General features: G+C 50.7%; 25 protein-coding genes and 1 pseudogene. 11 read left to right on the plus strand and 15 right to left on the minus strand.

Going from position 1 to position 25,502, the window contains the following annotated elements:
• Positions 1-7 precede the first annotated feature (7 nt).
• Entirely contained in the window at positions 8-484 is a 477-nt protein-coding gene (locus NWE93_02050; protein ID MCW3999005.1) for a hypothetical protein, read from the minus strand.
• Positions 481-2,343, minus strand: a complete 1,863-nt coding sequence (locus NWE93_02055; GenBank protein MCW3999006.1) for a PQQ-binding-like beta-propeller repeat protein — start codon at positions 2,341-2,343, stop codon at positions 481-483. The genes NWE93_02050 and NWE93_02055 overlap by 4 nt, the downstream gene beginning before the upstream one ends.
• Before the next feature lie 259 nt (positions 2,344-2,602).
• Between NWE93_02055 and NWE93_02060 the strand changes: the two genes are divergently transcribed.
• Positions 2,603-2,815, plus strand: a complete 213-nt coding sequence (locus NWE93_02060) for a hypothetical protein (GenBank protein MCW3999007.1) — start codon at positions 2,603-2,605, stop codon at positions 2,813-2,815.
• A complete protein-coding gene (locus NWE93_02065) occupies positions 2,796-3,221 on the plus strand; it encodes a hypothetical protein (GenBank protein MCW3999008.1) in 426 nt (141 codons plus the stop codon). The genes NWE93_02060 and NWE93_02065 overlap by 20 nt, the downstream gene beginning before the upstream one ends.
• Before the next feature lie 65 nt (positions 3,222-3,286).
• Here NWE93_02065 and NWE93_02070 read toward each other — a convergent pair whose 3' ends face one another.
• Genes NWE93_02070 through NWE93_02080 form a run of 3 tightly spaced genes read right to left on the minus strand, consistent with a single transcriptional unit; the run spans position 3,287 to position 5,236 of the window.
• Positions 3,287-3,769 carry a hypothetical protein gene (locus tag NWE93_02070; protein MCW3999009.1) on the minus strand — a complete coding sequence of 161 codons (483 nt, stop codon included), beginning with the start codon at positions 3,767-3,769 and terminating at the stop codon, positions 3,287-3,289.
• Entirely contained in the window at positions 3,766-4,452 is a 687-nt protein-coding gene (locus tag NWE93_02075; protein MCW3999010.1) for a hypothetical protein, read from the minus strand. The genes NWE93_02070 and NWE93_02075 overlap by 4 nt, the downstream gene beginning before the upstream one ends.
• Before the next feature lie 10 nt (positions 4,453-4,462).
• Positions 4,463-5,236 carry a hypothetical protein gene (locus NWE93_02080; protein MCW3999011.1) on the minus strand — a complete coding sequence of 258 codons (774 nt, stop codon included), beginning with the start codon at positions 5,234-5,236 and terminating at the stop codon, positions 4,463-4,465.
• Between the two features lie 293 nt (positions 5,237-5,529).
• On the opposite strand from NWE93_02080, the gene NWE93_02085 reads away from it, so the two are divergent.
• From NWE93_02085 to NWE93_02095, 3 genes are all read left to right on the plus strand, one after another.
• A complete protein-coding gene (locus tag NWE93_02085) occupies positions 5,530-5,910 on the plus strand; it encodes a hypothetical protein (protein MCW3999012.1) in 381 nt (126 codons plus the stop codon).
• A gap of 105 nt (positions 5,911-6,015) precedes the next feature.
• Positions 6,016-6,546, plus strand: coding sequence for a DUF6512 family protein (locus NWE93_02090; protein ID MCW3999013.1), 531 nt, complete (start codon positions 6,016-6,018; stop codon positions 6,544-6,546).
• A gap of 47 nt (positions 6,547-6,593) precedes the next feature.
• Positions 6,594-6,950, plus strand: coding sequence for a hypothetical protein (locus tag NWE93_02095; GenBank protein ID MCW3999014.1), 357 nt, complete (start codon positions 6,594-6,596; stop codon positions 6,948-6,950).
• 1 nt (position 6,951) lies between these two features.
• Here NWE93_02095 and NWE93_02100 read toward each other — a convergent pair whose 3' ends face one another.
• The gene (locus NWE93_02100; GenBank protein MCW3999015.1) at positions 6,952-7,890 is read right to left on the minus strand and encodes an ABC transporter permease subunit; all 939 of its coding nucleotides are present in this window, start codon (positions 7,888-7,890) and stop codon (positions 6,952-6,954) included.
• Complete coding sequence (locus NWE93_02105) at positions 7,890-8,846, minus strand: ABC transporter ATP-binding protein (GenBank protein ID MCW3999016.1); 957 nt, start codon at positions 8,844-8,846, stop codon at positions 7,890-7,892. The genes NWE93_02100 and NWE93_02105 overlap by 1 nt, the downstream gene beginning before the upstream one ends.
• Positions 8,847-9,696: 850 nt before the next feature.
• Between NWE93_02105 and NWE93_02110 the strand changes: the two genes are divergently transcribed.
• Together NWE93_02110 and NWE93_02115 are read left to right on the plus strand one after the other, a co-directional pair.
• A complete protein-coding gene (locus NWE93_02110; protein ID MCW3999017.1) occupies positions 9,697-10,875 on the plus strand; it encodes a thiolase domain-containing protein in 1,179 nt (392 codons plus the stop codon).
• Positions 10,872-11,270 carry a Zn-ribbon domain-containing OB-fold protein gene (locus NWE93_02115; GenBank protein ID MCW3999018.1) on the plus strand — a complete coding sequence of 133 codons (399 nt, stop codon included), beginning with the start codon at positions 10,872-10,874 and terminating at the stop codon, positions 11,268-11,270. The genes NWE93_02110 and NWE93_02115 overlap by 4 nt, the downstream gene beginning before the upstream one ends.
• A 62-nt stretch (positions 11,271-11,332) precedes the next feature.
• Here NWE93_02115 and NWE93_02120 read toward each other — a convergent pair whose 3' ends face one another.
• Complete coding sequence (locus NWE93_02120; GenBank protein ID MCW3999019.1) at positions 11,333-12,223, minus strand: outer membrane protein assembly factor BamD; 891 nt, start codon at positions 12,221-12,223, stop codon at positions 11,333-11,335.
• 360 nt (positions 12,224-12,583) lie between these two features.
• Here NWE93_02120 and NWE93_02125 point away from each other — a divergent pair, with 360 nt between their 5' ends.
• Together NWE93_02125 and NWE93_02130 are read left to right on the plus strand one after the other, a co-directional pair.
• Positions 12,584-13,207 (plus strand): DUF1638 domain-containing protein, encoded by a 624-nt coding sequence (locus tag NWE93_02125; GenBank protein ID MCW3999020.1) that lies wholly within the window; start codon positions 12,584-12,586, stop codon positions 13,205-13,207.
• A 117-nt stretch (positions 13,208-13,324) separates the two neighbouring features.
• Entirely contained in the window at positions 13,325-19,003 is a 5,679-nt protein-coding gene (locus NWE93_02130) for a DUF3320 domain-containing protein (GenBank protein MCW3999021.1), read from the plus strand.
• Here the strand turns inward: NWE93_02130 and NWE93_02135 are convergent.
• Both NWE93_02135 and NWE93_02140 read right to left on the minus strand, forming a co-directional pair.
• Positions 19,000-19,689, minus strand: coding sequence for an HAD family hydrolase (locus tag NWE93_02135; protein MCW3999022.1), 690 nt, complete (start codon positions 19,687-19,689; stop codon positions 19,000-19,002). The genes NWE93_02130 and NWE93_02135 overlap by 4 nt on opposite strands.
• An 80-nt stretch (positions 19,690-19,769) precedes the next feature.
• Positions 19,770-20,741 (minus strand): zinc-binding dehydrogenase, encoded by a 972-nt coding sequence (locus tag NWE93_02140; protein ID MCW3999023.1) that lies wholly within the window; start codon positions 20,739-20,741, stop codon positions 19,770-19,772.
• 87 nt (positions 20,742-20,828) lie between these two features.
• On the opposite strand from NWE93_02140, the gene NWE93_02145 reads away from it, so the two are divergent.
• Complete coding sequence (locus NWE93_02145; protein ID MCW3999024.1) at positions 20,829-21,062, plus strand: winged helix-turn-helix domain-containing protein; 234 nt, start codon at positions 20,829-20,831, stop codon at positions 21,060-21,062.
• Positions 21,063-21,211: 149 nt separating this feature from the next.
• Here NWE93_02145 and NWE93_02150 read toward each other — a convergent pair whose 3' ends face one another.
• The 4 genes and pseudogenes from NWE93_02150 to NWE93_02165 all read right to left on the minus strand — a co-directional run bounded on the left by NWE93_02150 (position 21,212) and on the right by NWE93_02165 (position 22,752).
• On the minus strand, positions 21,212-21,460 hold the full coding sequence (locus NWE93_02150) for a DNA-directed RNA polymerase subunit H (protein MCW3999025.1): 249 nt from the start codon (positions 21,458-21,460) through the stop codon (positions 21,212-21,214).
• Positions 21,461-21,469: 9 nt separating this feature from the next.
• A pseudogene (locus tag NWE93_02155) lies at positions 21,470-21,751 on the minus strand (hypothetical protein).
• 191 nt (positions 21,752-21,942) lie between these two features.
• Positions 21,943-22,113 (minus strand): CsbD family protein, encoded by a 171-nt coding sequence (locus tag NWE93_02160; protein MCW3999026.1) that lies wholly within the window; start codon positions 22,111-22,113, stop codon positions 21,943-21,945.
• Between the two features lie 57 nt (positions 22,114-22,170).
• A complete protein-coding gene (locus NWE93_02165) occupies positions 22,171-22,752 on the minus strand; it encodes an NADPH-dependent F420 reductase (GenBank protein MCW3999027.1) in 582 nt (193 codons plus the stop codon).
• A gap of 299 nt (positions 22,753-23,051) precedes the next feature.
• On the opposite strand from NWE93_02165, the gene NWE93_02170 reads away from it, so the two are divergent.
• Entirely contained in the window at positions 23,052-24,251 is a 1,200-nt protein-coding gene (locus NWE93_02170; GenBank protein MCW3999028.1) for an MFS transporter, read from the plus strand.
• A 622-nt stretch (positions 24,252-24,873) separates the two neighbouring features.
• On the opposite strand, the gene NWE93_02175 is transcribed toward NWE93_02170, so the two are convergent.
• Positions 24,874-25,383, minus strand: coding sequence for a hypothetical protein (locus NWE93_02175; protein ID MCW3999029.1), 510 nt, complete (start codon positions 25,381-25,383; stop codon positions 24,874-24,876).
• Between the last annotated feature and the right edge of the window lie 119 nt (positions 25,384-25,502).

Genomic DNA, 25,502 nt, shown 5'->3' on the forward strand with positions numbered 1-25,502 from the left:
GGGGTTACTATTTTTCTTGTCTCTTGTTTGACCCAATCGTTAACCCGAAGAATCCGACAAAAAACATGTACAGCGACCAAAGCGACATTGCAAGGCACGGAAAAAGCAGTTGGGAAACGAAAACCTCTGGACTAGAAATATACCAGCCTAAATCGTAAGGGTAGATTAACTTGTGATATAGCAGAACAGACCCCATAACTCCCAGAAGGTAACCCACATACGTTACACCTATCCACAAGGCGATAAATCGCTTATGTTCCATGCTTATTTTTTTATTTTTTCCAATCCAGTAGAAATAGACAAGCGGAGTTACCGTTGAAAGCAAAATGGTAACTATTATTTCTGAAAAAAAGTATCCGTAGGTAACACCCCAAACGACCGTGTTGAGCCCCAATAAATCGATTATAAATTGCCAGTTTGCAGTAAACCCAACGGCAAACGAAACCAAAAAAGCAACTGATAAGATTTTTAGGTGCAGCTTCATGTTTTTTCTTCCTCGTTTGCAAATGTGTGAGTTTGCGAGGTTTGTTTGCGTTTTTTTCTTTGGGCGCCTAATACTAGGGCGCACATTCCGGCAAAGAACAGGTAGAGAAACGGCAGATAAAGAAACACATCTGGGAATACCTGCATGGGTGTAAATGATAACAAGCCGAGCGCAAAAGAATTGAGGGGTTCAGAAAAGAAGTACTCGTACAAAACTGCGGATAATGCTTCCCCAATAAAGTAACCTGCTATAGTGGCTAAGAAGAAACCCATCGCTACCGCCTTGAGTTGAGGCAAAGCATTCGACTTCCAGCCGATAAGATAGAAAACGCTGAATGCAACAAAATTGTTAACTGCAAAAATTACCAATCCCCCCGTTATCCAGCTACCTGAAAGGGCATTACTAATTAGCAGAGTATTAGAGAATAACCCTGCAATAAAGGAGAGTGACAGCCCAACAATCGCTGCTTTCACTGAGGTGCTTAACGCCAAACACCTGCTGTTCTTTATGGTTTTTGTTGGAAGCGCAATAACTACAACCAACAATGCCCCTATAGAAGCAAATATGCCTATTACCGCGATTTGAAATCTGGTTAAACCAAATAGAAGAATAACTGTGGGGTCAGATGGCGCTGGCGTCGGAGTGGGATTCTGCGGCGGCGGAGTAGGCGCGCTAAATTCGGGGTTACCTATTGCATAGAGTCCATCCGAAGTACCGATGTATAGTACTCCATAAGCCACCACAGGGTTTGAAGTTATGCCCCATTCCGTGTCAGCTAGCAGGGTGTAATTCCAGATTTTTGCACCGTTGGCTGCGTTCAAAGCATAAATGCTGCCGTCTCGCCCCCCGCAATAGATGATGTTGCCTAAGGCTGCGGGACTTGAAGTTAACCAACCATCGGCAGCAGCCCAAATTACTTCGCCATTACCCGCGTTTAAGGCATAGAAGGTCCCGTTTCTTGCGCATATATAGACTATTCCGCCAGAAACCGTCGGTGATATGATTGCCGAATACTCACTTCGATAGTCAACCGCGATCAAACTCCAAAGCGGCGCACCGTTATGCGCATTTAACGCATAAAACCCCTTCTCAAAGGCAATATATACCACCCCGTTAGCTACCGCCGGGTCGCCTGCAAACACTAGAATGTTGGACTCAAACATTTCATTAACCGTGTAGCTCCAAACAAGCGCTCCGGTATCCGCGTTTAGGGCGTAAACTCTGCCGTCGTCAGAGCCAATGAAGAGAATTCCTTCCACTACCGCTGGCGACGACTCAATCGTGTTCTCTGTACTGTACATCCAAACTCTTTCGCCCGTTGTTGCATTAAGTGCATAAACGTTCCCGTTTTTTGAGCCAACATACACAATGCCGTTAACCACAGCCGGCGAGGAATCTATTGCTTCAGAAAAGCCTTCCCCTTCATCTTTATATGATTGATAATCCCAAAGCAAAACTCCATTAGTTGCATCTACAGCCAAAACGTCGCCGATATAGGTGCCAACGTAAACAACCCCTTTTACTACCGCGGGCGAGGCAGGAAAGAATGAGTCTGTCCAGTAACTCCAAAGTAGCGATCCGTTAAGGGCGTTAAAAGCAGTCAAGTTCTCATTATCACAGATTACATAAACTACTCCATCGGCTACTACAGCAGAAGATGCTCCCTCAAGCATGGTATAATTCCAGATTAGGTTTGGCGAGATTGGGTCACCGCTTCCAAGCCCTGTTCGGGCGCTATTTTGATGAAACATAGGCCACTCGTTGGAGGATTCTTCTGCTTGAGCAGGCATGGTTTGGGTGATAAGTATAGCGGAAGTTAAAACTGATAGAATTAAAGTAAACACTATCAGGTTAGCCATTGTTGGCTTCATCAACTGATATTTTGCCGAGGCGGATATATAATTTTGTGAAAATGCGTTAGGCGGCTTTTTCTAGTGCATGGGAATGGTCTTGGCAAAACAAAGGTATACGGCGGGTGATGTTTTGGCTTGATGTGTCCTCAACAAACTGCATATTTAGTTGCCCTTATAGCGTTTCCGTCAATGTTTCTTGACTAACTCTGAGCCTTCAAATTTTTTTTTGACTTCGCCCGGGACTGCAAACCCGCCTGCGGCAAACATGCAGCCAAATCAAGCCGCAGCCAACAGTTTCCTAGAGAAGCGCGCCTCTGCTCTGCAGTTGTATATGGGGTTTGGCCTGTGGGCGGCAGATGTTGAGTCTATAAATAGAGGGGGGGTAGATTGGCGCAAGCAACAGACACTCGCCAAGGATATGGCAAACCTTAAAGCCTCAGAGCAGCAACTAAGCAAGCATGACCCAGAGCACGCCTAGAAAACGTGATAAGGCCTTAACTTTCTGGCTTATCCTAATTTTGGCTGGGAACATCCTGTTCTTGGTTTCTCAACTCGAGTATGTCTGGGAAGACTTCAGCTTCTTTTTTTGGCCCCTAAAACTAATTCTTTTTCCGTTCTCTGGGGTCTCCCCAAGTATCCCTATTTGGGGCACCGCACTCTTCCTCGTTTACTCATCAGTCAGCGTCGGCGCCGTTGCCGCGCTTTTCAGCTGGCGCAAATGGGGCTTTTACGTGCTTTCTGCGGTGGCGCTTGCCGCTTTAGTCACATGCCTTTTCATCGGCGTTTTAGACTTAGCCGTACTGGTTAACTTGGGCGGCATGCTTTTCCTTGGTTTTCTGCTGTACACAAGCGTCAATTCAAAAAACCCCTCCCAGACAAATTAGCGCCCTAAGAATGGTTATTACTAAGAGGTAAAGCCGCATAATCGGTATCTGAAAAAAGGGAAGGGTTAGGGTCGTTTTATGGGGGCAAAGCTGATTTCGATTTCGCCCCATCCTGCTTCTGATGCAGACTGAGTTGCTGTTTGGGCTCCACTTGTGTCTGTGGCTGTAGTTGGGGTTTTGGTTGTTGCTGCGGCTTCTTCTTGGGGGTTGAATGCAACGCGGACTTTGCTGGTTATGCTGAAGTTCTTGGGCAAATCCCGCTCGATCACAAAGCCTGTGCGGGTGGTGAGTGCTTTACGAATCTGCGTTTCAGTCAGTGGGGTTGTGGGCAGGGCTGTGAGTTTCTTTTTGTCTGCTTCTATGCTGACTTTGATGGGTAACTTTACACGGAGATGCTCGATGCTTAGCAGCGCGCTGCTTTTGCCCAGATCGGTGCCTTCGGTGCTTGCGACGCTGGTGATGTAGTCGAGTGCGCTCTGCACTTCGTTGTGGATGGCAAGTATGGCTTCGGTGAGGTAACTGGCGTTTTTCTCAGTTGCTTGACTCATGGAACCACCGTCTTGAAGGTTATTTCAACCTCGCTTAAAACGTCGGCTTTAAGCGTTAGAAACTCTGGTTTGCTGGCGCTTATGGGCTGAGCAAACACTCGTCTGATGCCTAACCCCGCGATTTTGGAGCCTGTTGTTGATGATGCTGTTTGGGTGCCTGCTTCAAAGCGTAGGTTTAGTTTTGATTTTATGTGGCCGTTGTCAACGTAGACGCGTGGAATGCCCCGAGCAACTACGGTTTTAATTATGTCAAGGTGCTGCTGCGCCAGTGTCAAACGGGTGGCAGCCAATATGTTGGCGTAGCCAGCGGTGCTGATGACTGTTTTGCCTTGGCTCAGCGTCAAGTCCCCTCGAGTCATTCGGTAGCCGACTGCGCTGAAAACCGCAGGTGACTCTACGCCTTCTTTGGTTCTGCTGTAGGCTTCACCTGCATCCACTGCGCTCTTCTCTGTGTTGTCGGCGCTGGCAGGGAAAAGCCTGATTACTTCTTGGCGGACAAGGTCGTCAGTGAGGTTTTCTTTGGCATACTGCTCTGCGGATTGCTGGGCCTGCTGCTGCATTTGTGCAGCCTGTTTTTCCTGTGTCAGGATGGATGTTACGACTGCGTTTAGGGTTTCGGAAATAAGGGTGGAGGCGAACTCAGCAAAGCCAAGTTCGGTGGAGGTAGCGTTGCTGGCTGCCATATCGATGCGCCTAGGAGGTCATGGGTTGATAGTCGGTTTTGAAGTCGATTTGGACGTGACCGTAGATTTGGACGCTGCTGCCGGAGATGTCGCGGTTGCTTTCTTTAGCCGTGGAGACATTAAGCGATGTAAAGCTTGTCGACGCAGACGCCTTAACCCAGAGACTGGCTAAGCCGCCTGTTTTCGCGGATGCACGGACTGAGAAGGCTTTGCTGTTGTAGTTGCTTTTGGTGGATTCATAGAAAGTTGAGCCGTAGGTGGTGAAGGTCAGCTTGGTTTCTATGACGCCATGCTCGACCACTAATCGAAGCACGCCCATTTTAACCATCTCTTTAAGCAGCGTGTACTTGTCCGCCGCGATTCTTTTAGCTACAGCCATAAGGATTGCATCTAAAGCGGTTTGGTCGCTGATGGCGGCTGCTGCTATGCCTGGGCTTTCCTGGACTTCGGGGACAGTTAAGGCTTTGTTTAGGGTTTCCGCTTCGGTTGAGGAAAGTGTTGCGCCGACACGTACCTTGGTTCCGCTTTTATCCTCAGCGTCGGGGAGGACTTTTGAGAGGAACTGAAGAATCATCTCGCCGCTGATGTCATCTTTGGTTTCGTTAACATATTCAGAGACCGATTTGGAGACCGCCTGTAGAAGCTCCACATATGCCTGTGTCTGGCGTATGTTGGCAGATATGAGTGCATCGAAGACGTCGGTGATGAGTTTGGCTGTGAATTCGGGGAATTGTATTTCGCCCAGTCTTGTGGCTTCGCTGACTGCAACTGAGGTGCCGCTCATTTAGTTCTCCTCCGGGCGATTGCTGTTTTTGCTGTCTGGATGGTGTTGATGATGCATGTTTTCTTTGATTGGGGAATATTTTTCATAATGAAGTCACTGTGCGCTTCTAAGGATTTTCGGTTAATAAGACTTGCTAAATAGCGTGGATTAAGGGGAATTGTTGGACAAATGGCGATCTGTTGCACAGTTAACTGTTCTGTTGTACAGTTCATCAGCAACGCCTCTGGAGCGAAGGGTCACTTGCCAAAATAACTCTTATGTACTTGTTTACGTCATACTGCAAAGCGATAACCATGTCAACTGAAGCTGAAGCCAAAATAAAACAGGACCTCCTCGCTGAGATCCAAGTACTGGAACAGAACTACCGCCTAATCAACCAGTTCGTAGCTGGAAAGGACTATGACCCCGCCACAGTCGGCAACAGCATCCAAGTCTTCAAAGACAGCCTCAGCCGCGCCAGCGCCTATGTGCTTGCCCTCTATAACCTCAAGGGCAAACGCGTCAACATACCCTGGGAGCCACTCTTCACCAGCCTAGACTATGCGTTGGCGACGCTGTCGGTCTCAGCTTCCGTTAAGCAGCGGGATGCAGTGCGCACGATTCTGGCGATGTCACATGAGCAGATGGGACAGGTCCTCTCTTATTTCGAGGCGCTCAAGGAATCCCTTAAGTAAACAGTTCACTCCTCTTTTTCTTGGTTAGCTCTGAAGAGCATTTTTTTATCTGACTAGACGTTATTGATACATGTTTTTCTCAATCTAATTTCTGGGTGAAAAGGTTTGAAGCGAAAAGTTCTTGCTTACGAGTTAGTAGGCATAGCCTTCATTGTTATCCTCGGAAGCCTCCTGCACTTCACCTACGAGTTGTCAAGTGACAACCTTTTAGTCGGGGTTTTCTCCGCGGTTAACGAAAGCGTCTGGGAACACCTTAAACTTGCGTTTTGGCCCGCTGTGCTCTTTTCCCTAATCGAGTTAGCGCCGCTTCGAGGTACCGCTAACAATTTCGTTTTAGCCAAAACCGTCGCAGTCTACGTCATGGTGGCGCTTATCCCCGCTATCTTCTATGCCTACACTGCATTTACAGGCGAGAGCATCTTTGCAGTGGATGTAGCATCCTTCGTGGTTGCGGTTATAGTTGGGCAACTGATAAGTTATAGGCTGTTGGTTTATCGACAGTTGTCTTCCAAATTGATGTGGCTTAGCTTGGTTTTTTTGGTTGCCTTAGCTGTTTTGTTTGCTATTTTCACATTTATGCCGCCGCAGACTGGATTATTTCAGGATTCCATCACTGGAAAATATGGGGCTGCCTGAGCCTTTAATAAAAAGAACGCAATCATTTGAATTTGCGTGTTAGACATATGGCGTATCTGCGTGATGAAAGCGACAAATTCGAGATCGATTATCCTTTGGAGAAGGTTTGGGCAGCCATACCTGGCGCCTTAAAGATGCTTGAGTGGACCATCGAGGAAAAAGACGATGCCGCCTACAAGCTCAAGTTCAAAACTAAAGGCGCCTTTCTTTCCTACAGCACCATGATGTTTGTGGAGGCTGAATTGGTAGATGAAAAAACCACGCGCCTCAAAGTTAAGGCTGAGACACCCGTAACCACCATAACATCCATGATTGATTTCGGCAGAACCCGCGACCGCGTCGACACCTTCCTCGAAGCTATAGCTAAACAGATGGAGAAAGGCAAAAAAACTAAGCCCAAGTAGCCTACTCGGAGATTTCCCAGCGCTTAAACATGATGAGCGCCACCATTAATAAAACCTCGATGTAGAGCACCGCCACCACTATGGAGCGCAGGGCAATGTTACCTATGGTTTCGGTGTATAGCAACTCTGGCATCGCGGTTAAGTTGAAGAGGTCTCGGTGGTAGAAGCTCACTGTTGAGTTGGGGTAGAGGATGGCTCGTATGATGTTGCCGCCTATGCCGTCGGTTCCCGTGGAAACCGAAGAGAACGTGTTCACGGTTACGTTGGCGATGGTTATGTTAGTTCCCCCCGCGATGTTCATGGTTCCGCTGGCGCCGCTGCCTGGAATATAGCTCAATCCCGCGGGGTTGGTGGAAAGCTGCGAGACAACTCCGCCGCCCACCAGCAGAGCAGCAAATAAGCCGAAGGCAATGATGATGGAGAGTATCGAGTTTTTTGTGATCGCGCTAGCTGCCAAAACCACACCGACCCAGATGAAGGTTGCCAGCAAATCGCCGATTAAGGATAGCGGCGCAAGGTAGAGGTCGTTTTGGGGTCCATAGACGAGTATGCCGCCGACGACGGTGTAGGTGAACAGTACCGTATAGGTGATTAGAAGCACCAAAAATATGGCGAAGAGTTTGCCTAGGAAAACCATTGTTCTTGAAACAGGTTTTGTTAGGAGGGGAACAAGTGTGCCTTTCTCGTATTCGCCTGAGAGACTATACATTGAGGTCACGATGGCGAAGAGCAGAAAAGTTATGCTTCCCGCGCTGAATGTCACGGCGAAGTAGGGGTTCTCTTGGACGCCTAGCGCGGCGGGCAAGGCAAGGTTCACTGTGGCAAGGATGAAGGCGATGACTAGCGCGCCTATGAACATTTTTTTGCGGATGTTCCAGAGCATCTCGTAGCGGACGACCGCCCAGAACCTTGTCAGCCAGCTTGGACGTTGGGTAACCATTACTGTTGGCCTCCTTGGGTTTGATTTTGGGGATTATTGATTAATTGGATAAACACGTCCTCGAGGCTATGGCCCTTCTGGCTCATGCCCACGATGACTCCTCCCGCCGATGTTATCGCCTGCGAAACCTCCGCTCGGACATCCTGGGGGGTTGCAACGGTAATGTTTAATGTGTTGCCGCTTTTGGTGGCTGACTTAAAGAAACTTAACCCCTTAACCGCAGCTATCACTTTATCGGTGAGTTTTGCAACTTCGACTTGGATGGTGGCTGGACCAGAAATCATGCCGGAGACCGCTTCAAGCGTGTCGGAGACGAGGGCTTGTCCCCGGTTCATGATGGTGACGTGGCTGCAGATTTGCTCGACCTCATAGAGCAGATGCGAAGACACAAGGACAGTCATGCCTTCTTTTGAGATGGCTTTAACGAGTTCGCGAACCTCCACCATACCCACGGGGTCTAACCCGATGCTTGGCTCATCGAGCACCACCAACTCGGGGGTGCCCAAAAGCGCCTGCGCGATGCCGATGCGTTGCTGCATGCCCTTACTGTATTTTCCAACTAAATCTTGTTCCCTGCCCTTTAAGCCCACAAGCTCGATAAGTCTGGGAATCTGCAGGGCCAAGTCCTCTTTGGATATGCCGTACATTCTGCCATAGACGTCGAGGAGCTCGGCGCCTTTAAGATGCTTAGGAAACCTTGGCAACTCGGGCATGTAACCGATTTTCAGGCGGGCATCTGCATCGTCCACGTGGACTTCTTGCCCCAAAACTTTAGCGGTGCCCTCAGTGGCTTTAAGCAGCCCCACGAGGATTTTGATGGTGGTGGATTTGCCTGCGCCGTTAGGACCCAGAAAACCATGGATGCTGCCCCGTTTAACTTGGATGTTAAGTTTGTTGACGGCAACCAATGAGCCGTACCGCTTGGTTAAGTCGATTGTCTCAACAGCATACTCCACGGTTAAGCGCCTCCCTGAGTGTTAGGGCGCGTTTTAATATAAGTTAATCGGCTTTCCGCCTGCAACCTCTGGCGCATAAATCTGGGAAGGAACCGTTGCTGCTGCATCCAACCACCTATCCCCCCTCTATTTATAGGAACACAGCATGGGCTTCTGCTGCTCAGAGCGACTCTCCCCTCCCTTATGTCAGTAAATCAAAAATTCTGCAGAACGGTTTTTGTGTAGTTGTTGCTGTGGGGACCCCTCTTTATTCAACAACAACCTGTGGTTTGCCTAAAACAACGATTTTTGGCGCATTGCAGACGGGTTGTGCAATCTGCAACAAGCCAAACAGACAAAAATTGACGTAACTGACAAGAACGGTGGCTGTAAACGGCTGCTTTGGGTTTGATTTTTTCTTTGCCTAGGGGGTGTGGAAGCGATTTTCTTTCAATTTACCCTGCACATGCCTTCATGCACTGGGATCCCGGCGGTGCTGGTGTGGATATAATAAAAGGGTGAAGCGGAAAAGAAGCTACTGCAGCCTTATTAGCTGTGTTTTTGAGATTCGGGCTCTGGCAACCTTATCGTTGCTATGATGCTTTTCTGCATGCAGCGTTAGGTGCAGTTTCGCATCTTCTTCTCCAAAGGGCGTTTTAACGGTAAAACCGCAAACAGGGCAGGTAACTGAAACGCTCATAGTATCAACCGCCCTTAGTTCGCAGTTTCCATCTAATATCGTTTATCCCTCAGACCCGTCAGCTTTGACTTGTAGATCAACTATACATCCAACTAGGCCACGGTTTGACGCTGATATGGTTTTTATTTGGGCTCGCCATCACCTTATAGCTACAGAGAGGCGTACTTTGGCTTGAATGGTAAACCACTGGTCAGCATAATCGGCGCTGGCATGAGCAAATTCGGCAAACAAGACGGTCTGCTTGGCAGAGAAATCTTCGGTCAAGCCGCCGCGGAAGCGTTTAGCCGCTGCCCCAAACTTGACCCCAAAACCGACGTTAAAGCCATGTTCATCGGGCACATGGGTGAATCCTACGAGCATCAAGGCCACATGGGCGCAACCATCGCTGACTGGATTGGCCTGCGAGGCATCGCCGCTACCCGCGTTGAAGCAGCATGCGGCAGCTCAGGCGCCGCGCTTCGCACAGGCATCTACGCGGTACTATCAGGCTTAACTGACGTGGTCATCGTGGGCGGCGTGGAGAAGATGACGCACCGCACCACCGCAGAAGTCACCGAGTACCTTGCCATGGCAGCGGATTACCCCTTTGAGCAATTCAACGGCATCACCTTCCCCGGCTTATTCGCCATGATGGCAACCGCACACATGAACGCCTACGGCACCACCGAGGCGCAGTTCGGCAAAGTAGCCGTCAAAAACCACCACCACGGCACATTAAACCCTAAAGCCCACATGCAAAAAGAGGTGCCTCTGGAAACCGTTTTGGGCTCAAAGTATGTGGCGTGGCCCCTGAAACTCTACGATTGCTCACTGATCACCGACGGCGCAAGCTGCATCATACTTACCACGCCTGAACTTGCCAAAAAATACACTGACCAACCAGTACACATAGTTGGAAGCGGTCAAGCTACCGATGCCATCGGGCTCTATGAACGCGACAGCTTTACTTCACTTAAATCCACAAAGATAGCGTCCAAAGCTGCCTACGAAATGGCAAACATCAAACCCGAACAGGTCAATCTGGCAGAAGTCCATGACTGCTTCACCATCGCCGAATTAATCGCTTACGAGGACCTTGGCTTCTGCAAAGCCGGCGAAGCAGGCAAACTCATAGACAGCGGCGCCACCACGCTGGGCGGATGCATCCCCGTTAACACCAGCGGCGGCTTGAAAGCCAAGGGGCACCCCGTCGGCGCAACAGGCACCGCTCAGGCATACGAGATGTATCTGCAACTCACCGACCAAGCTGACAGGCGCCAAGTTAAGGATGCGCAGGTCGGGTTAACCCATAACATCGGTGGCAGCGGCGCAACCGCGGCTGTGCACATCTACAGGAGAGACCAACCATGAGCACCCCACAACCATTCACTATCGAGCAATTCTACAAGTATCTATCACAGGGCAAACTGATGGGCGGCAAATGCGTAAAATGCGGCAAAATCCATCTTCCACCCCGCCCGCTATGCGATAACTGCTACTCCCAAGAGTTCAGCTGGGTTGAGGTTTCGGGCAAAGGCAAACTGCTCACCTACACCGTCATCAACGTGGCGCCCGCGCAATTCCAAAACCTCGCACCCTACGCTGTAGGAATCGTTGAATTCGAGGGTGGGTTGAAGATCCCCGGGATGATTCAGGCATCGCAGGAGCAACTGAAAATCGGCATGGAGCTAAAGCTGGATTTCGGCACATGCAGTGCGCCGCAGCAGTGGCCGGCTTGGCCAAGATACTGCTTTAAGCCCTCGTAGTTTTGCAGCTGTTCTCTTTTTTTATCTGCCCTTCTTTTTGGTGGTACCGAATGGTGAAGTTACTATGTGGTTTCATAGAAGCAGTATTCGTATGTCATGTCGCCTGAGAAGGTAGCTGTACCATACATGCCCTTTGACGCGTTGGTTCTAAGCGCCATTTCGTAGGTGCCGGGGTCAAGTGTTATCGTTACTCTGTTTGCTTGCTCACGTGCCTTCATTATACCCAGTAAATCATTTGGGTTTAGAATGTTTATCGAAGAATTCGGTGAAGCATCAATCACTACCATCTTTGTGACGGACCCCTTCAAATAAACTGTGAGCGGGTGAGGCGAGTCATTTATCACCGTAACCTGCGTCTTCCCATTCAGCTGCGTCGGAATAGTATGATATGCCGAGGAAGAAAAATCTATGAATTTTCCCTGCTGAGAAATCTTTTCCAATTCTAGATTTATTATCGTTGTTTCAGCCTCTGAAGTGTACTGGCTGTCGGGGTAGTATTTCACGAGCGCTCCATACACTCTTATTGATAAAGTTGCGTTTTGCGTCTCAAGGGTTTTTGCCCAAGCGTACAGGACCTCGGGGGGCATATCCTTAAGGACAATGTCTCGCTCCACTGTAGCTACGGCCACCGAGTAGCTGCTTAAAAGTTGTGTGTACTGTTGCTGGGCAGCGTCATAGTTTTTGTCGCTTATCGAACTTGAAATACAGAGGTAGCGGCAGTTAAGCACCTCATCATAAGAAATCACTGCATAGTAGCTGCTGGGGTAGTTGCTTTGGAGACTCTGATACTTCGTTAGGGCTTCGCTGTATTTGCCTTCGCTTTGCAGACGTTTGGCTTCATTGTAGAGGGTTTGGTCCGGATTTAGAAAGTAAGGCTCAATGACAAAAACAACGCCCACAAATACTATCGCTGCTACGAGGACTATAGTAACTATAGTGTACCTTTTTTTCACCTATATATCCTCAATAAATAGGGGGTCAAAGCAGCACTTTAGGTGTATGTGGGTGGCTCAATCCAGTCACGAAGAAACATAACATGCAGCCACCTAAAGAGACAAACCAAGTTTTGATTCACAGAACATCAAAACGCTCTATAAACGCAAAGGTGGTGAGGCTCAGCGTAACATGGAAAAAAACCTCTTATTCAGGAAGAGAGGAATCCTACATGAAACGCTGGAGCCGTCACCATCGAGTAATTGCTAGCTTGGTTGATTTAAGTTTTGGGTATGTACACTGCTTTGCTCGGCGGTTTTGGATGTTTGTCCAGAAAAAGCTATCTACTATCGTGGACACTTTTTTGGGTGTTGACGGCTATGGCGGCTCAAAAAACCAAGGTTTGCCTTATCAGCTGCAGTGTGCTTAAACGGGAGCTTAAAAAACTCAAAGCGGAGGGCAAACTTGACGCTGAACTGGTTTTGGTAAGCAAAAACTTCCATGTGGACTACAATCAGCTAGAGAATAACCTGCGCAAAGTTCTAGAACACACCAAAAAAAGGTTCAGGGGCAAAATCGTGTTGGTCTACGGCGACCTCTGCCTTGGACAAAGCGGCGAAATGAAGCAGTTGGCCGACGAATATGGCGTTGTAAAGGTGGATGCACTCAACTGCATCGACTGCCACCTCGGAGGAGGCGGCAAATCAGAAAGCGCCGACCCAGACCACAACCTGATGTTTATGGGTCCAGGCATGATAGAGTTCTTCGCTGACATGCGGGAACACCTGCGCCGCGAAGGCATCGATGAGGCGGCGTATGCTGGCATGTTCAGCGGAATCAAGGGATTTGTGGTTTTAGATACCTGCGGCGAGAAAGAGCGGCTTGTCGAGGCCCTAAAGCAACTGCAGATGGGTGTGGAGGTGCTGGAGACCCGCGAAATCGGCGTCGACAATGTGCTGCGGGTAGTTTTGGATGCAATCGAGCGCGCTGAGGGGTCGACTTAGCCTGTTTTGGTTTATTTGCTTGTGTATTTGATTGGTGAGTTTTTGGGGGCTTTACCGTAAGTATTAAAGAAGCAGACAGACAATAAGCTAAACGAACCTGATGCGGATGTGCCTTCGATGACTGAACAATATGAACCTACCCCTCCCTCCTCACCTATGAAGCGCGTGGACGATTGGAAATCGCGCCTCATCGATTTATCCAGAAAAAACAACCTGCTCTACTTCAAGAAAGCCAAACGCGGCAACCTCGCCATCACGGCGCCCGAGCCGCAGAGGATCTTTGAGCAGCTAGTCAACAAAAAGAACCGCCTCGAATTCTTCTCGCCCCCACAGGAACCCAAAGCGGAAGCCGAGGAACCCGCGGGTCAGGCGAAGGCTAAAGCCAAGGGCAAAAGCAAAGCCAAAGCCAAAACGGCTAAAACCGCCAAAGCCCCCCTCCAAACCGCAAAGGTGGAAGAACCCAAAACCCCCACCGCGAACCAGCTGGTCTGCGGCAAACTTACCCATGCGGAGCTGGAACGTAACCTAAAAGCGCTGGAGCGGCGTTCGCTGCTTGATTACCGCGAGCGGGGTGTGCGTATTCTCTACGCGGCGTTTGGCACCCTTAACTGGGTAGACTGGGAAACCAAGGAGGCCGTGCAGTCGCCGCTGGTGCTTGTGCCGCTGGAGCTTGGACGCGAAACGATTCGATCGCCATATGGCATCGAGGTGCCGCCTGTGGAGGATGAGGCGGTTCTGAATCCTGCCCTGCAGGCAAAGCTGCATAACGACTTCAAAATCAATCTTCCCGACTTGCCCGAGGATTGGGAGGAACATACCCTCGCCGAATACTACGGCCAAGTTGAAGAAGCCGTGGCGGAGATGGGCTGGAAAACGCAATCCACCGCTGATTTAGGCTTGTTTTCTTTCCAGAAGCTGGTTATCTACAAGGACCTTGAAGCCAACGCGCCGCTGGTCACCCAGCACTCCATAATCAAAGCCATCGCGGGCATCCGCGACGAAAACCTCATTGTTCCAAGCTTGCCTGAAGAAAAAGACGTTGACAAAGTCGAGTCACCCGCGAAAACCTATCAGGTGCTCGACGCCGACAGCAGCCAGCGCCTCAGCATCGAGTATGCGCTGCGTGGACAAAGCTTTGTGATGAAGGGTCCGCCGGGCACAGGCAAAAGCCAAACAATCGCCAACATAGTTGCGGAATGCATCGCTAACGGCAAATCCGTGCTTTTCGTCAGCGACAAAATGGCTGCACTCGAAGTCGTGTATAAGCGGCTAAGCGAAGTGGGGCTGGCGCATTTCTGCCTTGAATTACACAGCAGCAAAGCCAACAAGCAGCAGGTCGTGGCGGAGCTTAAACGCAGTTTAGACGAGAACATGGTGCCTCGCAAGTTACCCTCGACGCATGAGTTTGAGCGGCTAACTGAGTACCGCGATGGCTTAAACGGCTACGTCAATGCCCTCCATCAGAAGCGCCCCTATCTGCAGCGCAGCGTCTATGAGGTGCTCAGCATCATCTCGAGCCTTGAGCGGGTGCCTTTTGTGCCCGTGGGCTTAGCGGATGTGGGCACGCTTACGCCCCAGAAGATGCGGGAACTCGAAGAGCTTGTTTCGCATCTGAGCAAGGTCTGGATGGTTGTGGAGGAACCTGATTTTCCCTGGCTGGGCTACCGCGCAGACAAATACAACCTCGAAATCCGCAGTGAACTCCTCACCGCACTCGAAGGCATCAGCACAGCGCTGCGTGAACTGGAGAGGGAAAACGAGGATTTCTCCGCCCGACTCGGCGTGTTTCCCCCTGAGAACTTCACACGCATCCAGTGGCTGCTGGATGTAAGCGGCTTCCTATTTGAGAGTCCCATGCCCGAGCAGGCCTGGCTAACAAGCCCAAGCCTTGACAAGCTGCTAGCCGAAGCCAAGGCATACCTGGAGACTACCCAGTGGATAGAGCGGACCCGCAAGAGCCTTATGGAACGCTACCAGCCCGCCATTTTCGAGTTAGTTTTAACCCGCTCACAGGAGCTCAAGGAGGCATTAAACAGCCTCTCAAAAATCGTCGGAGAAGTCAACGTTTCCGAGGGCGAATTGCTCTCCAAACGCGAAAAATACCTGGCATACATCAAAGCAACGCAGCTTAACGCAAGGAAATGGGTGGAAACCTCTCAGGCGCTTGCGCCAATGCTGGGTTTGGATGGCCACGACTTAACTGTGACGCAGCTCCGTCAACTCTTGCGGATGGCGCTGCTTTGTTTTGCGGAGGATAAGCCTGAGCCGCAGTGGTTTGAAGCCAACTACCTAGAGCAGGTGAAGGAAACCGCCAGCAAAGCCAAGCAGCAATACCTCGACTACAACCTGCTAAAGAGCCGCCTAGACGAGACCTACAGCGACGAGTTCTTCCTGCTGCCCGACCTCGACGAGCTCATCGCCAACTACAGCGGACCCTACCAGAACGGCATAAAACTCTTCAACAGCAACTACCGCAGCGACCAAAAACGCCTCGCGAAACTAACCAACAACGGCAAAGTCCCCGACAGCATCCTCCAAGACCTCATCGACGCCCGCAAAGTAAACAAGCTTAAAGCCAAAATCGATGTCTCAGCCGAAACCGTCCGCACCCTGCTGGGCCACTACTACCATAAGAGCCGAACTGACTTTTCCGGGGCAGAAAAAGCCCTCTCCATAACTGAGGAAATCAAGAAGCTCTCGTGGGCAACTCAGGTTCCTGAGCAACTCATAAAGCTCCTCACGGCATCAGCCAGTCCCTCGCCGATGATAAAGAACCTCGGAGAGGAACTAAAAGGCAATGTGGAGAAATGGATAGGTCAAACAAGCGAGCTCGGAGCGCTTATCCCGGCGGCTATGCCTAAATCCGGCGAATCCATCCTATCGACGCCTCTTTTGCTGCTTGAGGAATGGGCCGCCGAAGTGGAGAAGCAGCTAACGCCCCTCTACAACCTCACCAAAGACACCCTCACAGTCGCCAAAACCGAGCCGCAGAACTACACGCAACTCATCGGCGACCTCAAAGACGCAGAGGAAATCCGCAAAAAAGAAGCCCAAATCGTCGGCGAAAAAGCCCTGCTGGCCGAGAAATATGGTCGACGCTTCGTGGAGTTGCAGACGGATTGGCAAGACATCGTGTCTGTGCTGGAGTGGACCCAAAAGGTGCAGCTTGCCTTCGGCGACATCCCCGTGCCCGAGGCCTTCGCGGAAATCGCATCTCAAGGCCCAGCTGCAGCGCCTCCTAACAGGGAACTGGTGGCAAAACGCGACATGGCCTTGACGGTTCTGTCTGGTTTGCAGACGCGTTTTGAATCAGAGATGCGCTACCAAAACCAGAAACTCGTCGACTTAGACATCCAAATCATCGACGAACGAATCTTGGCGCTGCGTGACCGCGTGGATGACTTGCAGGTGTGGATTGACTTTAAAGACGCTAAAAACCGCTTCACGCTGCGGGGACTCGACCCCTTCTTTGGGCGCCTAGTTGAGGCGAAGTTGCCTGCGGCGGATCTGGTGCCGCTGTTCCGCAAAAGCGTCTACCAGGAATGGATAAACAACCTCTACACTGAAGACATGCAGCTTGGCCGCTTCCGCCGAGAAAACCATGAGCAACTCATCGTGGACTTCCGCAGACTCGACCAGGACCTTATCCGCTTAACCTCCGGCATGGTTATCGACGCCGCGAACAGCCGCAAACCCCAAGACATCCTTATCCAAGCCGCCGACGCCGAAGCCGGTATCCTCAGCAAAGAAGCCGCTAAAAAACGGCGTCTCATGCCGCTACGGATGCTTTTCCAGAAAATCCCCAATTTGCTGGTTAAACTCAAGCCCTGCCTGCTCATGAGTCCCCTCTCTGTTAGCCAGTTTCTGCCGCCTGACACCAAGTTCGATCTGGTGCTCTTCGATGAAGCCTCACAGCTTGTGCCCGAGGATGCAATCGGAGCAATTTACCGGGGCAGAACCATCGTGGTTGCAGGAGACAACAAGCAGCTGCCGCCCACCTCGTTTTTCCAGAAGAACCTGCTCGATGACACCGACTGGGATGAACTCGCAGACGAGGACGTGGAGGTCTTCGACAGCATCCTTGACGAGTGCCTCGGCATAGGCTTGCCCGTTAAGACGCTGAAGTGGCATTACCGAAGCAAACACGAAGCATTGATTGCATTCTCAAACAAGCAGTTCTACGATGGCACCATGATTACGTTTCCCTCAGCCAAAGCCGACACCGACAGCTTAGGCGTCAAACTAGTCCATGTCCCCGACGCCATCTATGACCGAGGAGGCAAACGTGACAATCCCCTGGAAGCCGAAAAAGTCGCCGACCTCGTCTTTGAGCACTTCAAAAACTACCCCAAAAAAACCCTCGGCGTGGTCACCTTCAGCATCGCCCAGATGGACGCGGTGGAGGAAGCCATCGATCGCCGTCTTGAAGAGCACCCTGAATTCGACCAGTTCTTCAAAGAAGACCGCCTTGAAGGCTTCTTCGTCAAGAACCTTGAGAACGTCCAGGGTGACGAACGCGACGTCATATTCTTCAGCGTCGGCTACGGCTACGATGCACAGGGCCAAATCGCCATGAATTTTGGTCCCCTCAACAAACCCGGAGGCGAACGGCGCCTAAACGTGGCTGTGACGCGTGCCCGCGAAAAAGTTGTGCTTATCACCTCGATTAAGGGCTCAGACATTGACCCCGCCGCCCAAGCCCTAGGCGTTCAGACTCTTCGCACATACCTCGACTACGCTGAACACGGCACCGACTGGCTGAAAGGCAAATGCAAAGACGGCGGCGGCTTCGAATCCGCCCTAGACGAGGACGTGGCTAACGAAATCCGCAAACTCGGCTACCAAATCGTTCCGGAAGTTGGATGCAGCGGCTACAAAATCGACATAGGCGTTGTGGACCCAGTTAGCAAGGGCTGTTTCCTACTAGGCGTGGAATGCGACGGCGCCACCTATCAGTCCAGCAGCAGCGCACGCGACCGGGATAGACTCCGCGAGCAGGTGTTGCGGCAGCTGGGCTGGCGTATCCACCGCATCTGGGCGCCCGCGTGGGTTGCAAGACGCGACAGCGAAATCCGCCGCCTAAAAGACGCCCTTGAGCAAGCCAGCAAACAGCAAATCGAAAAGGACTCCCAAAAACCCCTCGCCGCCCCCGCCGCCGACGTCCAGAAGAACCAGTATGGCGGCATCGAGAAGATCGGTGTCCCCTACAAGGTCTATCCGCTACGCGCAACATATAACCCATACATCAAAGTTGCCACTGCCCGCGCCACCGTGGACTCGAAGCAGAAAAACGAGTTCCATTTCCCAGAGAACCGCGAAAACCAAACCAAACTGCTTGCTGACCTAATCGAAAACGAGGGGCCCGTCCACTTTGACTACGCCGTGGAACGCCTCGCTGCCACATGGGGCATAAAGACGGTTACGCCTAAAATCAGCCATGCCGTTAAAGAAGCCCTCAATAATCTTCTCCGGGAACAGAAAGTCGCCATAAAAGGAAGCTTCCTGTGGCCAACCGGACTTAAGCAGACCCCGATTCGAATCCCCACGCAGGGCGTACCCGAATCCAAACGCAAAGCCAAATACATCGCTCCTGAAGAAGCCGAAGCCGCCATGACTCAGGTGGCGCAGTACGCGCTTGGCATAAGTGATGAGTCCCTGATTTCTGAGACCGCCCGGGTGTTTGGCATAAATCATGGTGGAGAAGACGCAAAAGCGGTGTTCGCTGAAGTGCTCAAGCGATTAATTCGCGAGCGGAAGCTGGTCTGCAAAGACGACGGTGTAGTTACCGCCGCTTAAGCTTCCTCTTTGTTTTCTTTCTTTATCAAAACGGGCAAATCAACAAGCGATGTTATGAGGTAGTTGGCGCCGTGGCTCATCAGCTGCTTGGGCACAGAGAAACCTGTGGGTAACCCGACTGCGACGGCTTTTAGCTCCTTAGCGGATTCCATATCTACGGTGCTGTCGCCCACAATAACCGTGTTTTCCGCGTGGACACCCAATGTTTTGAGCGCCAGCATAAACTGTTCTGTGTCAGGTTTCACCCGTTTAACCTGCTCGCGAGGCACCACAACCCCAAAGTACTCGGCGATTTTGAAGCGTTCCAGAATATAATTCGCCGCCTTCTGGCTGCTGGTGGTGCATAACCCCAGCTTCAGGTCCATTTTTTTGAGTTCCTTTAGGGTTTCAACTGCACCGGGCAAAAGGCCTGTGGCTTGAGCTGCTTCCAACTCGTACTTCTCCGCGATTGACAAGGTGCGCTGGCGGATTTCGCTGAAGGTGCGTCCGGCTGGTTTGCTGCTTTTTTTGAAGTACAGCTCGGCTTTTGAGAGCATGTCAAAGATGCTTTCGTTGACTTTCAGAACTGAGGCGGGGACGCCGCTTTGCATGAGGTACTCTCGGACTTCAGAGCGCAGGGCTTTGTAGTCTAAGTTAAAGGTGGCTAGGGTTCCGTCTAAATCGAAGAGGACTGCTTCAATGGGCACAGTGATGGCTCCTTGTGAGTTTGGGGGTTTACACCTCGCGAGTAGAAATATACTTTGCGGTAAAAGCCGAATCTTAGCGCTTATGACGTTATTACCACTTTGAGTGTCCTCTCCGCGGGGTCTTCAATCGCCTCAAGCGCCTTCTCGAACTCACCAAATCTGAAGCGATGCGTAATCAGCCCTTTCACATCCACCAGTCCTCGGGCGATAAGCTCCACCGCCGACGGATACTCCACAGGCGAAATATACATCGTGAAAAACAGTGCTTCATCAGCATCCTCCAAATTCAAAAAGCCCTTCGATTCGCCCACGAGCGCCACTTTGCCGGCTTTACGCACCAGAAAAGGCGTCTGCTCCACCGTTGCCTGTGTCCCTGCGGCTTCAATCACGAAATCTGAGCCGTGTCTTGTGAGTTTGCGGACAGTTTTGGCTGCGTCCTCCTTTTTGGCGTTGATGGCGGCGTCGGCGCCGTATTTCTCGGAGAGCTCCAAGCGATAGTCTTCGATGTCGACGGCTATGACTCTGCAGCCCTTTAACTTGGCTACCTGCGTCATGAGCAAGCCGATGGCGCCTTGCCCCACCACGGTAACCCAGTCGCCCAAACTGGGCTGCAGCTGATCCAGCACACGCAGGGCAAGGGCCACAGGTTCCACTACTGCGGCTTCTTCATCACTCATGTTTGGCGGCACGGGAATGAGGCTGCGGGGCAGCATGGCTTTGCGTTCTGCAAAGAAGCCATCGCGGGTTAACCCGAAGAATTTGCCTCGGATACAGTAGGTTGGCAATCCACGCTGGCAGAAGTAGCAGTGGCCGCAGTTAACGAGGGGAACCATAACCACGCGTTCGCCAGTGTCATGTCGGATGCCGCAGGCGTCATGCCCGATGATTCTGCCCTTGCGCATCCATCGCCAGTCGCCACGGTAGAAGTGCATGTCGGTTCCGCAGATGCTGCCTGCCCTGAAGTCAACTATGGTTTGGCCTGGTTTAATTTTGGGTTCAGGGGCATCTTCGACTTTGATGCTGTGGGGTCCATGGTAGATGGCGGCTGTCAAAAAGGGTTCCTCAGCCTTTAGGTGAGCTGCTGGGCAGATTTATCTTTACTGTTTTTATCCAAGCGTGCAGTAAATAGGTGGCTGTCGGTGTTTGGAGTGAACCTGGAGGAATACAGTAAAGAAAGGCTTTGGCAGCTGCTGGTTGAGGCTGTCCACGTATCGGTTATGTATCCAACTCATAAAGCCTACACCCGAGATACCCTGCTGGCGGAGAAACCTGAGCTTTCAGCTGCTGAGCTTGCGGAGAGGCTGGGGCTGCCGCTGGGCGAAGCATTGGTTATCCTTGATGAGTTGGCAGAGGCAAAAAAGAACTCAGTTTAAGCTTGTTTTCCGTTTTTAGCTAAGTAGCAGGCTGTTACGGTTGCGCATATACAATTTTGTATATATATACATTTTTGTATATGCCAGCTTTTATGCCGCCCAAATCGGCGGGAAAAGAGAAGAAATTAAAAAATAGCCTAAAAATAGGCTTATTCGACAACGTATCGGTAAGTGACGTGTTCGCCTGCAGTCTGGCTCTTGCGCGTAATCTTGAGAATATCGCCTGGCTGCGCACCGATGGCTTTCACTGCGGGGTCACCGGATTTGATCTGGGGCATCTGATACGGCTTGACCTTAAACGCTGCGAGCAGTTCCTTCTTTTCTTTCTCGGTTAAAATCTCGTGGAAGGGCACTAGGGCATGCTCGAAGATGTTGAAGACGGGGAAGGATTTTGGCAGCAACTCGACGTTCTTCTTTTTTGCGCCCAGCTTCACGGCGTGGGTGTAGCGTCCCTCGGTGACAACGATGGCGCGTTCGAGTTCTTTCTCTTTCATGATTTTGTAGAGGGTATTCATGGCTGCAATGCCCACGGTTGCTTCGCCTAAAATGCACCAGACGATGGCGCGTTCTTTATCCTGTGGAATATCAATGATGAATGCGTATGCGCCTTCATACTTCTGTTTTTCCACAAGCTTGTATTTTCTTAGTTTAATGAGGACTTCTGCTTTACGTTCTTCAATCGTTAACATGTTAGTGCTCAAACCACAAACCCCGAATATACGGTACTCGCAACCCTAAAAATAATCATTCGCCCTTAAACTTTTCTCTTAAAAAAAGGGGCAAGCCAAAAGAAAAATGGCTTTCGCTACAAAAAACAAGTGCTAAAGCGAGGTTTCCTTAAAAATCCGTTGCTGAAAGATGTTTTTCGGGGTGGGGCTGCTTATAATTTCAGTTTTTTCTTAAGCTTACCCATTTCCTCTTCAGTTTTCCCTGCAGCCTGCTCCATTTTGCCCTTCGCCTGAGTTCCCGTGTCGCCAGTGACTTTGCCGCCTGTTTCCTGCATTTTTCCTTTGGCCTGTTTTGCTTTTCCTTCAATTTCCTCTTTTGTCATAGGATGGTTATGGTTCATGTAATATAGAAGATTAATGGCGGCTTAACGCAGGGCTTTTCAGGTGCCCAGCAGCCTGTAGCCGATGTTTGTGCCCCTGCCGAACTTGTAGGCAAGGTTAATGATGAGTATTCCCATTGCTTCAAGGTACCTTGCGGACTTCAATGAGCCACAGTCAACGGGGTCAAAACCCATGTCGCGGGTTAACTGCATCACGGTCTGTTTGGCTTGGGCGTCGTCGCCTGCGATGAAGGCGGTTAGCTGTTGGTTTCCTATTTTGGCGGTGGCTTGGTTGGGTGCAAACACGGTGTTGAAGGCTTTCACTACATGCGCCTTGGGCAGTTGCTTTTGGGTTTCTTCTGCGGTTGAGGTTGTGCAGCTGATGCCTAGGTCCATGTTCTCGCCGATTGCATTCATCACGTCGATAACTACTTTGCCGTCAACATAGGGTTTTATGGTTTCTCTTGCCTGCTCTGCGCTGCCGTGGGGGACGGCTAGGATGATGACTTCGCCCCATTCTGCTGCTTGCTCAACTGGCTCTTGGGGGTCTCGGTGACCAAATTTGGTTTGGTGCCCTGCACGGCTAAGTCCCTTCTGGAGCGCAGTGCCCACATGTCCTTTCCCGATGATTCCGACCTTCATGGTTTATCCTCAGGAGGGGAGTTTTTGGGAGGCTTTTATGGCGTTGTTGTTGTATATTGCCTACAACATGGGCTTCTATGGGAAGCATAGGGGTCAACGGGGTCTCTGACGTGCGATTCTTACTCTACCCCCCCTCTATTTATAGGCTCAACACCTGTTTAGTCCCGACGCATCTACGTAGGCGTTTGCTGGGTTTATCCGTACTGTTTGGCTGGTTGTAGGGGAACTCTTTTTTCTGCTGGGCGTTTGCCGCTTGAAAACGCTTATTTGCCCAGTTGCCTTTAGCTCTATGTGATATTTTGGTAGATGACAAACCTGGCGACAGCGCCCTCTCCGCCAGCAAATCCGCCCTATCCGTGCTTTTCTCCGTGGTTTTCCTCGATAACTTAGGCTACGCCATAGTGGTCCCCTACCTCTACTTCTACGTGCAGGCCCTGGGCGGCGACACCTTCCTCTACGGCATACTGCTGGGCGCCTACAGTCTGATGTCCTTTATCTTTACGCCTCTAGTCGCGAGGCTAAGTGACCGCTATGGCAGAAGAAAAATTCTCCTCGCCGCCTTGGCAGTGGCATGCTTTAGCTACTTCATCTTTGGCGTCGCCTCCTCGATTTGGGTGCTGTTTTTAGGCAGAATGCTTTCGGGAACCACCGCCGCCACCGTACCCGTCGCGCAAGCCTACGTTGCAGACGTAACCTCCAAGACGGCGCGGCTGCGTTACCTGGGCTTGCTGGGCGCCGCGGCGGGCATCGCGTTTGTCTTCGGCCCAGCCATCGGCGGAACCCTTAGCGCACTCTACGGGTATGGGGTGCCCTCGTTTTTGGCTTCTGGTCTCGCCCTCGGCAACTTGGTTTCTGCATATTTTCTGCTGCCTGAACCCACCAGCTTCAGCATAAAAAGAACCGTCGTCACCTCCAAAGCACTCCTCGACGCTCTAAAGCAACGCCGCATAGTGCTGCTTCTCTCGGTTTACTTTCTGTTCTTTGTAGCCTTCGTGTTTATGCAGTCGACGCTTTCGCCTTGGTTGCAGCTGGTTTTCGGTTTTGGCGCCTTCCAAACGGGCCTTGTCTTCTTTTTCTTCGGAGGCATCAGCGTCTTAACGCAGGGTGTGCTTTTGCCTGTTTTTAACAGAAAACTGGGTCAACTTGCCTTAACACTTCTGGGAGTAGCTATCTTTGTTGGGGGGATGCTGGTTTTGTCGGCTACATCTGATTTAGCGGTGCTTTTAGCCCTCGCCGCCGTTTTGTCAGTGGGTTTTGGAATCCAGTTCGCCAGCATTAACACTCTGATTTCGGTGAATACGCCTGAGGATGCGCAGGGCGGCGCGTTGGGGGTGGCTTGGGCGATTGCGGGGGCAGCGCAGACGGTGGCGCCCGTTTTGGCGGCGAGTGCCTTCACGTTTGGGGCTTCCGTGGGGTTTGCGGGGTTGGCTTTTCTGGTGTCGGGGCTGGTTTCGGCGGTGACGCTGCCGCTGCTCTGGGCATTTAAAAAATCTGCTTAGCTCTACCCAGAACCTTCTCTCGCTGAATTTTTTTGAGTAGTAAGAGGTACCCTGCTTTCTCCATTTCTTTGGGAAATAGGTGTTAGCTTTTTTGTGTAAGACGCGAATCAGGATTGATACGTTTAAAAACGCTCATTTCGTTCAAAATTCTGTTTTCGCTTTTGCATTTCAGAATATCTGATGAGATTTGCGATAATTATTATGATGAATCCGATTGTGTGAATAGGTATAAACAAGAAATAGCCTTGGCGTATATTCAAAAAAATGGTCATTCCCCAAAGTGACCATCCAACGATTAAAACTATTAGACCCATAATAATTATTTTCGTGTGCTTTGTCACCATATTGATCGCCCAATATGTGTTTGGCTGACCTAACTTTTAACCTTTTTGCATTTAAGGTAAATTTATGTTCAAATTGAATCGTTAACTTATATGTAATACCAAAAAGCGGGGTGGTTGCAAAAAGAAATAGGCTGTCCAAAGACGGAATAAAATTTATTCTTTTACCTCAGTCGGAGAAGATTCGGACGCTTCTTTTCAAGATATTGCTGAATTGTTGTAATTTATCGCCCTCTATAGCTATGAAAAAATGTCCGTGCAATTACCTTTAGAAGCGCGAGCTATGGCTGCTTGTATGTTACGTGGAAGTTTGCTGGTCCCCCTGGGGGCAGCACGAAGAATACTGTGTAGCTCTGCTGGGTTTCTTCGCCAAATGTTGCGGTGTAGGGTTGGCCGGCTTTTATGGCGAAGTCCGCGCTTTCGATTTCGGGCAATATCGTGTAGATGTCGCCTGCTTTGCAGGTGTGGTTTGCTCCGCCGTTCCAGTAGCCGCGGTAGAGGTAGACGTCGGTCCAGCCGTTGGCGCCGCCGGGCATCTTGGTGGCGTTGATGGTTAGCTGGCACTGCTCCCCTGCGGCGACTGTGAAGGGTACATAGACGGTTTGCACGGAGCTGTTGAGAAAGCGCAGGCAGTCGCTGGCGCCGCCGACGGTGAAGTCAAATTCGCCGGTGGGCGTCTGGGGCGTTTCTTCCTGTGGCAGTGGAGCCATAATTGAAGCTACTGCGAAAACGATGAGTGCACAGACAAAAACGGCGGTTACGATTAAACCTGCTAGTTTTGATTTATTCATCTGCCCCTTCCTCTGTCCTGATTGTTGATTGCGATGTGACTGCTAAGGCTATTATAGTTTACTGCAAATCACCTGTTTGGAACAGAAAACCTTCAATATCAGCCATCGAAAATTTAAAA

Source organism: Candidatus Bathyarchaeota archaeon, from assembly GCA_026014735.1.
Lineage (GTDB): Archaea > Thermoproteota > Bathyarchaeia > Bathyarchaeales > Bathycorpusculaceae > Bathycorpusculum.